Source organism: Paucibacter sp. M5-1 (genome assembly GCF_027498415.2).
Lineage (GTDB): Bacteria > Pseudomonadota > Gammaproteobacteria > Burkholderiales > Burkholderiaceae_C > Roseateles_E.
In genome coordinates, this window is record NZ_JAPZLM020000001.1 from 1,324,079 (window position 1) to 1,338,303 (window position 14,225).

The window sequence follows — 14,225 nt, forward strand, 5'->3', positions numbered from 1 at the left end:
ATCTAGCTGAGCGCGTCATTGCCAGCGCGCTGACGCCGCCGCATAGCAAGGCCCAGGCAAGCAAGCCCCCCCAAGGTCAGGGTCAGGGTCGCGGGCTCTGGGACGGCCAGAACGTCACCGCTGCGAACGGCCATGGCATAGAACGGAATCTGCTTGAAGGTCACATCCTGCACACCGTCGTAGCTGTCGAAGCGCCAGGCGGCTTCCGTGTCGAACTGATCGGCAAGCCAGTACCCGCCGGCTTGCAGGTTGCGGAAGCTGCCGGAATTGGTCAGACCGGCGCCGAGCAGGCGCTCATCGCCCAGCGCGTCGTAGCGGCTCTGATTGCCAAGGGTTAGTTGGAAAAGGTGGGCAAATTCGCTGCTCGACGGATTGACGTTGTAGCCGCAGTTCGTGCCGGCAAACTCAAACTCGCAGCTCGAGATGTTGGCGATCGTCATGCCGGGAAGACGCCAGTCGCTGATTTGCGTGGCGCCACTGCCGGTGACCAGATCACTCGCCCACTGATTGGCGGTGGCCCAGTCCATTTCGCCGTTCAGGTTGGCATCGCGAAGCCAGGTGATGCCCAGATCGCTGGCGTACAGATAGACGGCGGATTCACTCGTGGCCGACACCGCATTCAGATGGATGTCGCGGCCCTGCAGCGTGCTTTCCCAACTGCCCTGGCCGGATATGGGCGCGGCGTACGCGGCATGCGTCAGCGCGAAGCTGAACACCAGACTCGCCAACGGCGCAGCGACTACATTCTTGAATTGCATGAGAACCTTCTCCTGTCTCGAAATCTAGATGGTCCCGCCGGCGACCACCTCGCTGCCAAGGACTGCAGGTGGCGCCATCGCTCAAGGGAACGGCCTCGATGGTTACTGCGGCGCGATGTCCGGCAGGTTGGGCATATTGCCGGTGATGGCAATCATGCAGATCATCATCACCGTGTCTGCAAAGTAGCCCGCATTGATGGTCTGGCCGCCCAGCGGATGGACATAGTTGACGCCAGGAACCTGTACTCGCAACCAGTCGTACATCGCATTCAGCCACTGCTGGTTGCTGGCATCGGTCATCGCAGCGACGACCATGGGCGCAACCACGGCGCGCTGGTCATACTTGGCCGAGGTCGATGGCAAACCGTCCAGCGCATACTGCGCGAACAGGGTCCGAGGATCGGTCTGGATCGTGCTGTTCATCCATTGCACGTTGATCCGGGGCAGATCCCGGGCCAGGTTGACGCTCTCCGGCCGAACGGCCGCCCGCGACGAGTTGGCCGTGCCGTACCACAGATAGTCCAAGCCGACCCGCCATGGCACACGGCCAGAATCCAGGCCGTAGTTGTAGCCGCGCGAGGGTACTTTCAGGTATTGGAATGCCGGATCCGGGTAGGTCTGAAAGGTGAACGGTGTCAGGCCGATCTGGGTGCCGCCGGGCGACTTGCTGTTGTTGTAGAAATAGTCATACAGCTTGTAGCCGGCGCGCAGCACATCGTCCCAGCGTCCATCGGCAGTCGCATCCTTGAACTGCTTGAAGTACTGCACCATCTGGTACGAGCTCATCGTGTAGCTGTTCGTGGCCTCGATGCTCGTTGGCGCGCCCAGATCGAAGCGGGTCATCAGATAGGAGTTCTTCGTAGGGTCGGCGTTGTTGTTGTACACCGCCCACTGCATCAGGTTCTGAATGACGCTGAGTGCCTCGGCCTTGTAGTTGATGGCGCCGGAGCTGCCCCACTTCTTGTCGGCCACCAACAGCGAATAGGCCGCATCCAGGTCGCCGTCGGGCGCGGCGAACCAATCGGCCACCGAGCCGTCGGCATTGACCCTCCAGGCCATCAGGCCCGGTGTGGTCACCCCACCGACCGTTTTCGGACGACGCTTGGAGTTGTAATAGGTGAGCAGGCCGTCGAAATCGGCCTTGCCGCTGTTGTCGGCGCGCGCCATATAGACCGAGATCAGCATGCCGTAGCCAACACCTTCGGACACCGACTCCTGGTTGTCAGGTGCCGGCTTGTAGACACGAACGCCGCCAGGGCCAGCACCTGCCGTGGTCAGGTAGCGAGCCTTCCATTTGTCGTACATAGCCAGCACATCGGCGTCTTTCTGAGCCTGGCTATAGTTGCTGGGTGTGATGCCATTCGGGTAGGCCACGCCATACGGAAAGTCCAGCGCCGTGCCCACTGCTGCAGACGCATAGCCCGTCGAAGGCCCACCCTTGCGATAGGCCACCACCTGGTACTCATAGCGCACCAGTGGCTTGAGATTGGTGTCGGTGAAACTGCGAACGGGCTCGGATGCGTAGCGGACCCGGACCCAGTCATTGCTGCCGCTGACACGGCGCCGGACATCGAATCCATAGGCCCGCGGTGCATCGGCTTTCCAGCGGATGACTGCCGAAGCAACAGTCGCGCCGGGCTGGTACTGGACGGTGACTTCGTAAGGCTCGAGCACGGCCGCTGAGGCAGTGCCTGCGAAACCCAGCATGGCACCCCCACTCAGAGCGCCAACCGCGCGAAGCCATTGTTTTCTCGTATACATCAGTCATGTCTCCTGCTGTAAATCAGAATTCCGTCGAAGAGGATCCTCGACCAGATACGAAGCTGCACAAGGCAAGACGGCTCGTGCCGGGCACAGTGCTTTGCCCGATGCGCGGCGGCGCCCGAGACCGGCATGCGGTACCGGGGGTCAGCGCTGCAGAGCGGCGGCGTTCGTCGCCGCCGCACCGCATCAGAAGCTGCCGCGCAGGGTCACCGTGAAGGTGCGACCGTGCTGATTGGCCGCCTCGACACGAGAGTTCTCGTCGCCGTACAGGCCTTCGAAGTGACGGAAGAAGTCATAGGTCTTGGTACGGGTCAGGTTTGACACATCGAAGCGCAGTTCCAAGGCATTGCTGAATTTGTAGCCCACCGTTGCGTCCAGATAGCCTCGCGAGTTGTACCAGCGCTGGTATCCCTGTGGATTGGTGCCGGATTGGCCATAGTTGGCGAACTCCGACTTGTGGTTGTAGGACATACGCAGCGACAAAGGCCCCCTCTCGTAGTAGCCCGAGATCGCATAGGTGTTCTCCGGCACGATAGGCAGCTCGTACTCGTTGCCCTTGTAGGTGCGCTTCACGCCGGCGGTCTTGATGTTGGTGTAGCTGGCAATCAGGCCGAGTCCGTTGAAAGGCTCGGGTAGGAAGCGGAACGCCTGTTGGTAGGAGAGCTCGAAACCCGACACCTTGAAGGCTTCTGAGTTGGTGAAGCTCCTCACCTCGATGGGCGTGGTCGGATCATTGGTCACCTCTGCCGCGATATTGGCGGTGAACAGCGTGGCGGGCAGCCCGAGGGAGTTGAATGGCACCTCGGTGGATGTGCTGGCGGGTCGACCGGTGATCTTCTTCTCGAAGGCCGACGCGGCAATCACGCCACCCTTGGCGAAGTACCACTCCAGGCTGGTGTCGTAACCCTTGGACTCTTCCGGCTTCAGATTGGGATTGCCGGCATCGATGACTTTGTTTCCAGCGTTGGGCACGCCGTAGGAACGCGCGATCAAGGAGATCGAGCTGCGTGAGATCGTCTCGCCGTAGGCAGCACGCCAGACCAGATTGCGGCTCAGGTTGTAAGCCGCGCTGACCGACGGCAGCGTGTTGGTGTAACTACCCTTGCGGTTGGTCGGCTCGTAGACACCGGCGATGAGCGTGTAGTTGTCGATATCGGTGTCGGTCTTGATGTGGCGAACGCCAACATTGGCGCGCAGATCCCGACCGAACAACTGGGTCTCGAAGTCGGACTGCAAGAACAAGGCATTGATGCTCTCGCTGGCCTCGAAGGTGCCCGCCCTGTTGAGATCGGCGTTCTTGTTCGCGTTGACAGAATCCAGCGTCCCGTAGATGTAGTCTCGCCCCAGCACCAACCAATCGCCAGGATAGTTGCCGCCGCCACTTCTGGAGACATTGCCTAGTTCATTGGGAACCAGGAAGGGACGCATGTAGGCCTGCTGCTGCGCGAAACTGGCCGTGGCGTATGCGCCCACCCCCGGGATCACCTGTTCATTGACGAGGTTCTTGGTCGAGAAGGTATTCAGCCTCTTGGTGCTTTTGCCCGAGCTGAAGCCTGTCTTGAGCTTGGAATCAATGCCAAGGAAGGAGTAGTCGTACTCGGCGCGCAGCGATACATCGCTGAGCTTGTCTTCTTCGGTGCGATAGCTGCCGCTGTAGCTGAAGGTCGTGTAGTTCAGCGGGTCCAGCAAATTCTTGTTCGTGGACACATTGGGGGCGAATGGATCGGACAGATCGAAGGTGACGGTGTGGCGGCCAGCCAGAGAGTTGTCGACCGCGCCAGCAGACACATTGCTGCGGTTGGCCTTGCTGCTGCTCAGCGCAGCCTGACCTATCAGCACGAGACGATCCGAGGCCTGGTAGCGGCCATTCAGTGCGTTGTAGGCGAAGTTCGTCTTACCGAAGCCTGCAAACGAGGAAGACTCCATCGGCAGATTTCCGACCGTACCCTGCAGATTGTTGTTCGCATCGACGCGCACATCGATCGGAATCAGCTGGCTGTTGGCCGCAGTCAAAGGACCGCCGAAAGCGGTGTTGCTGAGAGTCACGCGGCGCACCGGGAAACTCAGGCCATTGGATCGATAGTCATCTTCCATGCTGGAGTACAGGGTGTCCCAGCTGATGTCAAACGTGCTGTCCTTGTATTGCAAGGAGGTATTGAGGCCGGTGCGGTCGCGACGATTCTCGGTGGCGACCATGCGCAGATAGCGCGGCATATTGGCAGTATCAAGCTCCAGCGGTGTCAGCGTACCCAGATTGGCCAACGGATGGGTCTTGTTCCACGAGAAGTTGAAGGCCCCCTGGTCGAAGCGCTGCAGTGCATTGTTGTAGCCACCTGTGGTCTCGAAGCTGTTGGAGCCGTTGCGATTCTTCGAAGAGGCGACGGAGACCAGCAAGCCCACCTTGTCCCAGGTATTGCTGAACAGCACATGGGCTCGCGGGCTGGTGTAGCGGCTGCGCTCGTTGTAGGCGCCGGCCAGCGAGTATTTGATCGTGCGACCCTTGTGATCAAACGGGCGCGGCGTGCGCAGATCTACAACGCCTGCCACACCGCCTTCAATCACCTCGGCGACGGGCGTTTTGTAGACATCGGCTCGGCTGAAAAGCTCGGAGGCAAAGACGTCGTAGTTGAAGTTGCGCGATGCGCCACCGATGCTGCCCGACGATGTCGTGCGGACCTGCACGCCGTTGAAGCTGGTGACGGTGTACTGCGCACCCAGACCCCGCAACTGGATCGTCTGGCCTTCATTGGTGCCAGGATCCTTGACCACCTCGACACCAGGCAGGCGCACCAGCGCGTCGGCAATGTTCTGCTCAGGGAACTTGCCGATGTCCTCGGCGACGATGGAATCACGAATGCCGATGGCGTCGCGTTTGAGATCCAAGGCCTTCTCCAGGCTGGCCCGGATGCCGGTCACAACCACCGTGTCGAGCTGCGAGGCCTTGGCCTCGGCCTCAGGAGCGGTCGGAGCTTGCTGGGCCGCGACGGGCATCACCAGCCACGTGCAGGCGCTGGCAACCGCCAGGCTGACCATCGTTCTCTGGGTCTTCAACTGAACCATATCTGTCTCCGTCTATGTTTTATCGGTGTACGTTGTGCGGGCACACCCCAGGGTCATGAATCACTTGCTACCGGGCGGCCGAGACGCAAACTCAGCCCGTCTGACCGGCGTCGCATTGACTGCTTCGACGGGATCAACTATCGACCCGGACGCCCCCCTGCCTCAATTGTGAAAGTGACCAAGCGAACTCATCTTTTTCGGCTTTTCTTTCTGGGTGTCGCCGTCCCGTCCGGGCGAACCCTAGGATGTGCGCCAAACGCGGCGGATCGTACCCGCCAGGCGGTCGATCAGCAGGGGGTACGGGAGGATTCGGACTGGGTTGGAGAGACTCCGCGACCAAGGAACAAGCGACCCGCAGATCGCTGTCCACGTCCCGTCAGCACGCACCCCGCGTGTTGGTGTACAGGGCGTACAGGGAATGGCCACTGGCCATGAAGAGGCGGTTACCTTTGGTACCGCCGAAACACAGGTTGGCGCAGCGTTCGGGCAGATGAATATGGCCCAAGGCGGTACCGTCGGCAGCGAACACCCGCACCCCATCCAACGCGCCGGCATCGGCTCCCAGCGAGCCATCGCTGCCCCAGCCGCACCAGAGATTGCCCTGCGCATCGACGGCGATGCCGTCCAGCGCCCCCGGCCCGGCCGCATCGATCACCAGGCGCTGTCCGGACAAGTGGCCATCGGCACCGAGCTCGTAGGCCCAAACCTTACGGTGCGGCCTAGCGCGGCTCTCGACGATGTAGAGCAGCCCCTCATCAGGAGTGAACGCCAGCCCGTTGGGGCCTTGCAGGCCGACCAGCATTTGCTCCACAGCACCACCGTCGGGCGCAATGCGGTAGACAGCATGCGGTAACTCTGAGGCCGCTCGTGTGCCTTCCCAGTCGCTCTCGATGCCAAAGCTCGGGTCGGTAAACCAGATCGCTCCATTGCGCTGGCAGATGATGTCGTTGGGTGAATTGAGGCGCCGACCCATGAACTGATCAGCCAGGACGGTGATGCGGCCGTCGTACTCGGTGCGTGTAACGCGGCGCGTCAGATGCTCGCAGGCAAGCAGCCGGCCCTGCCGATCTCGCGCCAGGCCGTTGGCATGGTTGGACGGCCGGCGGAACTCGCTGAGCTGCCCCGAGCAATCGTCCCAGCGCAGGATGCGGTTGTTGGGGATGTCCGAGAGCAGCAGGTAGCGTCCGTCGCCAAACCACACCGGTCCCTCGGCCCAGCGCAGGCCGCTAGCCACTTGTTCGACACTGGCGCTGAACAGGCGCAGCTCGCGCAGGCGCTCGTCAAGCACCTCGATGCGCGGGTCGGGATAGCGTGCGTTGGCCTCAAACGGAATCTGCGGTCCGGTGCTGCTCATGCGGGCTCACTTGAGGAACAGACCGGGCAGCCACATCGAGAACGCCGGCACGAACGTGACCAGCATCAACGCGACGATCAGTCCGCCGTAGAAGGGCCAGATGGTGCGCATCACCGTACCCACCGACACGCCGCCTATGGTGCAGCCCACAAATTGCGTGGTGCCGACCGGCGGGGTGTTCAGGCCCAACGCGCAGTTGATCAGCATGACGATGCCGAACTGCTCGGTGCTCATGCCGAACTGCTGGGCAATCGGCAGGAAGATCGGCGTGCAAATCAGGATGGTGGCGGCCATGTCCAGGAAGGTGCCGAGCACGAACAGAATCAGGTTGATGCACAGAAATATCACCCAGGGCTTGTCGCTGAAGCCGGCAAGCATCTCGCCGGTCAGCTCGGCCACGCCATACAGGCCGATCAGATAGCCGAACATCGCGCTGATGCCGATCAGCAGCAGCACGGTGCCAGTGCTCTTGACCGCCTTGGCGGCCGCTTTCAGGAACTGCTCGCGGGTCAGCTTCCTGTAGACGATGGCTGCGAGGAACAGCGCCCAGAGCACGGCCACGGCGGCCGACTCGGTCGCGGTGAAGGCCCCCGACAGAATGCCCACGATGATGATGACCATCACCAGCAAACCGGGCAACGACTGCGCGAACGACTGCACGACCACCGCCCACCCGGGGAACCTGCCGGCGGGATAGCCGCGCTTGACCGCCACCAGATAGGCAGCCACCAGATTGCAGACGGTCAACAGCAGCGCCGGCACGATGCCGGCCAGGATCAGCGTCGCGATGCTGGCCTGGCCGCTGGCCGCTAGGCTGAAGATGATCAGGTTATGGCTGGTGGGCATCAGGGCTCCGACCAGGGACGCATGCGTGGTGACATTGACCGCGTAGTCGGCGTCATAGCCCTCCTTCTTCATCTGCGGGATCAGCACTGCCCCCATCGCCGAGACATCGGCCACCGGCGAGCCCGAGACGCCCCCGAAGAGCGTGCAGGCCAGCACATTGCTCATGCCAAGACCACCGCGCACATGGCCTGCCACCGCCTTGGCGAAGTTGATGATCCGGTCGGCAATGCCGCCATACATCATGATCTCGCCAGCAAATATGAAGAACGGAATGGCCAGAAACGAGAACGGGTTCATGCCCGAGATCATTTGCTGGAAGCCCACCGCCAAGGGCATGCCCTCGACGAGCAGCGCGGCCAGCGAGGACAGGCCGATGGCAAACGCTACCGGAACGCCCAACAAAAGCAGCAGCAAGAAGCTGACGGAAAGAACAGTCAGTGCCATGAGGGCTCCACGTCACGGTCGCTCAGCAGGGCCAGCAGATGTTCAAGTGAAAACAGAGTGACCAACGCACCGGCCAGGGCTGGCGGGGCGTACTTGAAGGCTTCGGAAATGCCTAGCGTGGGAATCTTGTAGTTCCACACGCTCAGGGCCAGCAGGGCGCAGTTCCAGGCCATCACAACGCCAAAGACCAGCACTAGGCCATGGATCAGAAACTCCATCTTTCGTCGCACGCCATCCGACGCCAGCACGAGAAAGGACTCAAGCCCGATATGGCCGGCATCGCGCACGCCGACCGCCATGCCCAGCATGGTCACATAGAGCACCAGCATCACCGCCGCGCTCTCGGCCCAGGTCGGTGTGTCGTTGAGGACATAGCGACCGATCACTTGGTAGAGCACCGCGATCACCAGCAGCACCATGCCGCCGACCCCCACGCGTAGACACAGCCGCGCCAGCGCGGCACAGAATCTTGTGTACATGGCTTGCCCGCGCTTACTGCACCGCACCAATACGCTTGATCATGTCCTGCAGCTTCGGGTCGCTGATGAACTTGGCATAGACCGGCGGCATCGCAGCCTGGAATCCAGCCTTGTCTACCTCAACGATCTGGGCTCCGCCGGCCTTCACTATCGCTAGCGATTTTTCTTCGCGCTCGTCCCACAGTCGCCGCATCGTCAACACCGAAGCCCTTGCCGCAGCGCGGATCGCCTGCTGATCGGCCGCAGACAAGGTGTCCCAGACCTTCTTCGAGAACAGCAGCAACTCAGGCGCCATCGAGTGCTCGGTCTTGTTGTAGAACCTGGCCACCTCGAAATGACGGGTGGACTCGAAGCTCGGATAATTGTTCTCGGCCGCATCGACCAGGCCGGTGCGCAGTGCGGTGTAGACCTCACCGAAAGGCATTGGCGTCGCGTTCGCACCCATCGCCTCAATCAGCGATACCCACAGATCACTCTGCTGGACCCGCACCTTCAGCCCCTTGGCATCGGCAATGCTGTGAATTGGCTTCCTGACCGTGTAGATCGAGCGCGCGCCGGAGTCGTAGAAGGCCAAGCCGACGAAGCCTTGGGCCTCGCAGTCGCGCAGGATCTCGTCACCGATCGGGCCGTCCAGTACCGCCCGCATGTGTTGCTTTGAGCGGAACAGAAAAGGCATGGTCGGCACCAGCGTGGCCGGGCAGATATTGTTCATCGGCGCCACATTGACCCGGGTCATCGCGATCGCGCCGATCTTGGTCTGCTCGATCGTGTCTTTCTCGTTGCCGAGCACGCCCTTGGAGAACACCCGCACCGTGTGCCGGCCACCGGTCGCGGTCTTGATGGCCTCGCCCATCTGGCGCACCGCCTGCACGGTCGGGTAATCATCGGGATGGATATCAGCCGATCGGAAAACGGCAGCTTGGGCTCCGGCAGCGGCCAGCATGGCCGCCAATGCAAGGACCAATGCCGCAAAGCGGGCAGGCGAGAGGGTCGTCATGGGTAGGTCTCCGAGTTTTAAGGGAATGGGAAGGGACCGATGCCGAGAAACCGCCCCCCCTGGTAGAGCTCTGTCGGGTCTTGCGGGTCGGCGACCGGTGGCCTGGCCTCGATCTGCGCGCGGTAGGCCTCGGCGCTGTCCTGTGGGCGGTAGCCGATGTCGCGCTCCGCGCTGTTGTCCCACCAAGCTCTCGGGTTGTCCGAGGCCCCGTAGATCGTCAGGCAGCCGACGTCCTCGGCGCTGAGGCTGGCGAGGACCAGTCGTTCCAGATCGTCGTGACTGAGCCAGATGGCCAACCCGCGGCGATCGGCCGGCTCGGGTGCGCAGTTGCCCAGACGCAGACTCACCGTCTCTATGCCGTACCGGTCGAAGTAAAGGCTGGCCAGGTTCTCGCCAAATGCCTTGCTGATTCCGTAGTAGCCATCGGGACGTGCCGGAGCCGTTGGTCTGATCACCTCGCCCTGCCGGTAGCAGCCGGTCACATGGTTGGAACTGGCGAACACGATGCGACGCACGCCCTGTAGCCGCGCAGCCTCGTAGAGATTGAAGACGCCGACAATATTGGCTGGCAGCACCATGTCGAAGGGCTGTTCGACAGACACGCCGCCGAAGTGCAGCACCGCATCGACACCGTCCAGCAACTCCAGCATGGCGTGGGCATCGGCCAGATCAGCCGGCATCAGTTCCTCGTGTGCGGCCGCCCCGCCCAGGTCAGCAAGATCGCTGAGCCGCAAGCGTTCGCAATGCCGCTGCAGCCGTGGCCGCAGCACACGACCCAGCCCCCCGGCGGCTCCGGTCAGCAGCAGGCGTCTGCACCTCATCGCGGCAGAACACCGGCAAACAGCGCGGCCCGCGCGGGAAGGTCTGACATCTGGGAATCTCCGTGTTGTGACTACTCGATGCTCAGTGACCCATCCCGCGAGTGGACGGCCAAGAGACGGCGCATGGTGCCGCCGGGCCGGTTCGCAGGCAATTGCGAAACTCACCAAGCGCATTGGGTTTTTGCCAGCGCAACAAAGCGACACGCGCGCCCGGGAAACATGGAGTGGCTTGGCGATTTTCACAATTGCCCAGACGCCGGACTGCGGGCACGATGATCAAATATCTGCCCTGCCCTTCTCGACCCGCGCGCGCAGGGGCAGCAGATTCGGCGAGGCCTGTACCAGCGAGGCCTCAACAACCGCATCGCCCCAAGAACAAACGGAGACCTGATGAATCGTTCCCGCCACCTGTTGGCCGCCGCCCTGCTGGCCAGCGCCCTGTCGTCCACACCGAGCCAGGCCGCCAAGGAGTTGCACCCGCCCATCCTGCTGACCAATGCGATCAACCGCAGCGGCGACGATCTGTCGGGCACCTGGACCTATTCCAAGGACCGCTACCGCGTCAGCCTCAGCGAAATGAACAACACGCCGCCGGACCCGCGCAACCAGCGCTACCGCGACGTCATCGTGCAGGCCGAGGAGAAGGCCAACCCGAGCATCTTCTTCGAGTACGACATGCAGCGGGCGCCGCGCGCCACCCTGCCGGGCTCCTGGAATATGCCCAATACCGAGCTGCGCTACTACGACGGCCTGATGTGGTACCAGCGCACGTTCAACGCGCGCGATCTGGGCAAGGACAGCAGCACGCAGCGTGCCTTCCTGCGCTTCGAGGCAGTCAATTACAAGGCCTCGGTCTATCTGAACGGCAAGTTCGTCGGCCAGCATGAAGGCGGCTTCACCCCGTTCACCTTTGAGGTCACCAGTCTGCTGCGCAAGGGCGAGAACCAGATCACCGTCGGCGTCGACTCGACCCGCAATGATGAGAGCGTGCCGCCCACATTCACCGACTGGGAGCTCTACGGCGGCATTACCCGCCCGGTGCGCCTGATCTACACGCCCAAGACCTATATCGACGACCAGCATCTCAACCTCAACGAGGACGGCAGCATCAGCGCCAGCGTCAAGCTCGACGGTCCCGGCGCTGCCAGGCAGCCGGTCACGCTGAGCATTGCCGAACTGGGCCTGAAGCTGACGGCCAGCACCGATGCGGCCGGCCAGGCCACGTTCAAGGTGAAGGCCCCGGCGAGCCTGCAGCGCTGGTCGCCGGAGTCGCCCAAGCTCTACGACGTGCAGGTGCAGGCCGGCGACGACAGCCTGAGCGACCGCGTCGGATTCCGCACCATCAAGGTGGTGGGCGAGAACATCCTGCTCAACGGCCGCCCTATCTTCCTGCGCGGCATCAGCATGCACGAGGAAGAGTTCGGTCCAACCCCGGCTCGCATCATCACGCCGCAGGCCGCCCGAGCCCTGCTGTCCGAGATCAAATACGGTCTCAACGGTAACTATGTGCGCCTGTCCCACTACCCGCACTCCGAGCTGACGGTGCGCATGGCCGACGAGATGGGCCTGCTGGTGTGGAGCGAGATTCCGGTCTATTGGTCGGTAGACTTCAGCAGCGCCAAGGCCCTGCTGACCGCCCGCAAGATGATGGCCGAGAACATCCTGCGCGACCGCAACCGCGCCTCAGTCTTCGTCTGGAGCGTGGGCAACGAGACGCCGGGCACACCCGAGCGCCTGCACTTCCAGAGCACACTGGCCGACGACACCCGCGCCCTTGACCCGAGCCGCCTGGTCAGCGCCGCGCTGTGGGCGGACAAGGCGAAGGTGGGCAAACGCATCGAGGCCAAGATCACCGACCCGTTGGCCGCCAAGCTCGACATCCTGGCCATCAACACCTACACCGGCTGGTACGGCGACGACTCGCTGGCCGACATCACGACGATGAACTGGAGCAACCTCCACGGCAAGCCGATGGTGCTGTCGGAGTTCGGTGCGGACGCCAAGGCCAACTACCACGACCCGGTCAACCAGCCGAAGTACTCGGAAGAGTTCCAGGCCCAGTTCTACACCAACACGCTGAAGATGGCCGACAACATCAGCTTCCTGCGCGGCGTCTCGCCCTGGATCCTGAAGGATTTCCAGTCGCCGCGGCGCGAGCATCCGGTGTACCAAAATGGCTGGAACCGCAAGGGCGTGATCTCCGAAACCGGGGAACGCAAGCTGGCATTCGACGTCCTGTCGAACTACTTCAAGCGCAAAGCGGAAGCCGTCAAGCCATGAAGCGCCGGGACCTCATCCACGCGCTCGCCGCCCTCGGGCTGACGAGCGTGCCGCTGTCATCGCTGGCCAGTGCGAAGGCACCGCACATCCTCTGGCGCAATGCCTGGAACACCAACAATATCGGTGACATCGGCCATGTGCCGGGCGCATTGGCGCTGCTGCGCCGCTACATCCCCGAGGCCCGGATCACACTGTGGGTGCACAAGGACCTGGTGATCCGCGGCGAGATCGCCCGCCTGGGGCGGGTGGCGGATGGCGCGCTCGACGCCGGCACGATCCACCGCCGGGTATTCCCCGACCTGGAGATCGTCAGCGGCGAGATCGACGCCAGCGGCGCGACCAGCAACGCTGCACTGGAGGCCGCCGTGGCCTCGGCCGACGTGATGGTGATCGGCTCCGGCGCCGGCATCCTCGAGCCGGCCGCGCTGCTGAGCTTTCACCGCCGCACCGGCCGCCCGATCGGCATGTTCGGCATCACCACCGATTCCTTCAATTTCACCTACTTCAACGACGGTGAGCGCAGCGCCGACGTGCAGGCCCTGCGCGCCGCCAGCTTTGTATTCACCCGCGAACGGACCTCATTGCGCCTGCTGGGCGGCGCCGATGTGGACGGGCCGCTGGGGGCCTCGGTCGACGACCCCGCGACCCCGGTCAACGAGACGATCAACCGCCAGGCGCTGAGTCTGGACCTGTCCGGCGTGAACGCGGACTTCGTGCCCGACAGTACCTTCGCCTTCGATGCCCGCGACGATGCCAGGGCCGCCGCCTTCATGAAGGCCCAAGGCCTCGTCTCAGGAAAATTCATCTGCGTGGTGCCGCGCCATCGCTGGACACCCACGGGCACCAAGACGCGCCAGGGCGACTCGCGCGAGGTCTATAACGCGCTGTACCTGAAGGCGGACCACGACAAGCTCAAGACGGCAATCATCGACTACCTGCGCGCGCCGGGGCACGGCGGGCACAAGGTGGCCCTGGTGCCCGAGACGGTCTATGTGGTAGAACTGCTGGGCCTCCTGCTCAAGGAGGGACTGCCCGAGGACGTGGCCGCCCGAGTGGTGGTGCGCGACAGCTACTGGTTGCCCGACGAAGCCGCCTCCCTGTTCGCCCAGGCGCAGGCAGTGCTGAGCATCGAGAACCACTCGCCCATCATCGCGGCGGCCGTCGGCACGCCTTTCCTGATGGTTCATCAGCCCGAGGACTCGATCAAGGCCGATATGTTCCGCGACATCGGTCTGGGCGACTGGTACATCCCCGACATCAACCGGGCCAGCGGCGCCGACATCTCAGCAGCGCTGATGGCCATCCTGCGCGACCTTCCGAAGGCTAGGCGTCGGCTGGCTCGGGCCATGACCGGCGTGCAGGAACGTCATGCGTTCGGTATGCGCTATCTGCGGCAGGTGATCGGCCTGCCCCAGCGCTAGC

Annotated in this window: 10 protein-coding genes; 2 read left to right on the forward strand and 8 right to left on the reverse strand. The window is 62.9% G+C overall.

Going from position 1 to position 14,225, the window contains the following annotated elements; translation table 11 throughout:
• Window positions 1–2: 2 nt before the first annotated feature.
• The 8 genes from O5M90_RS06110 to O5M90_RS06145 all read right to left on the reverse strand — a co-directional run bounded on the left by O5M90_RS06110 (window position 3) and on the right by O5M90_RS06145 (window position 10,523).
• Entirely contained in the window at window positions 3–758 is a 756-nt protein-coding gene (locus tag O5M90_RS06110) for a PEP-CTERM sorting domain-containing protein (RefSeq protein WP_440401879.1), read from the reverse strand.
• A gap of 102 nt (window positions 759–860) precedes the next feature.
• Entirely contained in the window at window positions 861–2,465 is a 1,605-nt protein-coding gene (locus tag O5M90_RS06115; RefSeq protein WP_269840373.1) for a glycosyl hydrolase family 8, read from the reverse strand.
• Between the two features lie 243 nt (window positions 2,466–2,708).
• Complete coding sequence (locus O5M90_RS06120) at window positions 2,709–5,582, reverse strand: TonB-dependent receptor (RefSeq protein ID WP_269840374.1); 2,874 nt, start codon at window positions 5,580–5,582, stop codon at window positions 2,709–2,711.
• A 376-nt stretch (window positions 5,583–5,958) separates the two neighbouring features.
• Entirely contained in the window at window positions 5,959–6,936 is a 978-nt protein-coding gene (locus O5M90_RS06125; RefSeq protein WP_269840375.1) for an SMP-30/gluconolactonase/LRE family protein, read from the reverse strand.
• A 6-nt stretch (window positions 6,937–6,942) separates the two neighbouring features.
• A complete protein-coding gene (locus O5M90_RS06130) occupies window positions 6,943–8,226 on the reverse strand; it encodes a TRAP transporter large permease (protein ID WP_269840376.1) in 1,284 nt (427 codons plus the stop codon).
• On the reverse strand, window positions 8,217–8,705 hold the full coding sequence (locus tag O5M90_RS06135) for a TRAP transporter small permease (protein WP_269840377.1): 489 nt from the start codon (window positions 8,703–8,705) through the stop codon (window positions 8,217–8,219). The genes O5M90_RS06130 and O5M90_RS06135 overlap by 10 nt, the downstream gene beginning before the upstream one ends.
• Window positions 8,706–8,718: 13 nt before the next feature.
• Window positions 8,719–9,648: a TRAP transporter substrate-binding protein gene (locus tag O5M90_RS06140; protein ID WP_269840378.1), complete on the reverse strand. Its 930-nt coding sequence runs from the start codon at window positions 9,646–9,648 to the stop codon at window positions 8,719–8,721.
• Between the two features lie 71 nt (window positions 9,649–9,719).
• Window positions 9,720–10,523 (reverse strand): NAD-dependent epimerase/dehydratase family protein, encoded by an 804-nt coding sequence (locus O5M90_RS06145; protein ID WP_440401880.1) that lies wholly within the window; start codon window positions 10,521–10,523, stop codon window positions 9,720–9,722.
• 390 nt (window positions 10,524–10,913) lie between these two features.
• Between O5M90_RS06145 and O5M90_RS06150 the strand changes: the two genes are divergently transcribed.
• On the forward strand, window positions 10,914–12,803 hold the full coding sequence (locus O5M90_RS06150) for a glycoside hydrolase family 2 protein (protein WP_269840379.1): 1,890 nt from the start codon (window positions 10,914–10,916) through the stop codon (window positions 12,801–12,803).
• Window positions 12,800–14,224 carry a polysaccharide pyruvyl transferase family protein gene (locus O5M90_RS06155; RefSeq protein ID WP_269840380.1) on the forward strand — a complete coding sequence of 475 codons (1,425 nt, stop codon included), beginning with the start codon at window positions 12,800–12,802 and terminating at the stop codon, window positions 14,222–14,224. The genes O5M90_RS06150 and O5M90_RS06155 overlap by 4 nt, the downstream gene beginning before the upstream one ends.
• Window position 14,225 lies beyond the last annotated feature (1 nt).

Bases quoted from the DNA above. Each gene is read 5' to 3' on its own strand.
- O5M90_RS06150 (WP_269840379.1), top strand. From the start codon at position 10,914: ATGAATCGTTCCCGCCACCTGTTGGCCGCCGCCCTGCTGGCCAGCGCC.
- O5M90_RS06145 (WP_440401880.1), bottom strand. From the start codon at position 10,523: ATGAGGTGCAGACGCCTGCTGCTGACCGGAGCCGCCGGGGGGCTGGGT.
- O5M90_RS06110 (WP_440401879.1), bottom strand. From the start codon at position 758: ATGCAATTCAAGAATGTAGTCGCTGCGCCGTTGGCGAGTCTGGTGTTC.
- O5M90_RS06125 (WP_269840375.1), bottom strand. From the start codon at position 6,936: ATGAGCAGCACCGGACCGCAGATTCCGTTTGAGGCCAACGCACGCTAT.
- O5M90_RS06120 (WP_269840374.1), bottom strand. From the start codon at position 5,582: ATGGTTCAGTTGAAGACCCAGAGAACGATGGTCAGCCTGGCGGTTGCC.
- O5M90_RS06135 (WP_269840377.1), bottom strand. From the start codon at position 8,705: ATGTACACAAGATTCTGTGCCGCGCTGGCGCGGCTGTGTCTACGCGTG.
- O5M90_RS06115 (WP_269840373.1), bottom strand. From the start codon at position 2,465: ATGCTGGGTTTCGCAGGCACTGCCTCAGCGGCCGTGCTCGAGCCTTAC.
- O5M90_RS06155 (WP_269840380.1), top strand. From the start codon at position 12,800: ATGAAGCGCCGGGACCTCATCCACGCGCTCGCCGCCCTCGGGCTGACG.
- O5M90_RS06130 (WP_269840376.1), bottom strand. From the start codon at position 8,226: ATGGCACTGACTGTTCTTTCCGTCAGCTTCTTGCTGCTGCTTTTGTTG.
- O5M90_RS06140 (WP_269840378.1), bottom strand. From the start codon at position 9,648: ATGCTGGCCGCTGCCGGAGCCCAAGCTGCCGTTTTCCGATCGGCTGAT.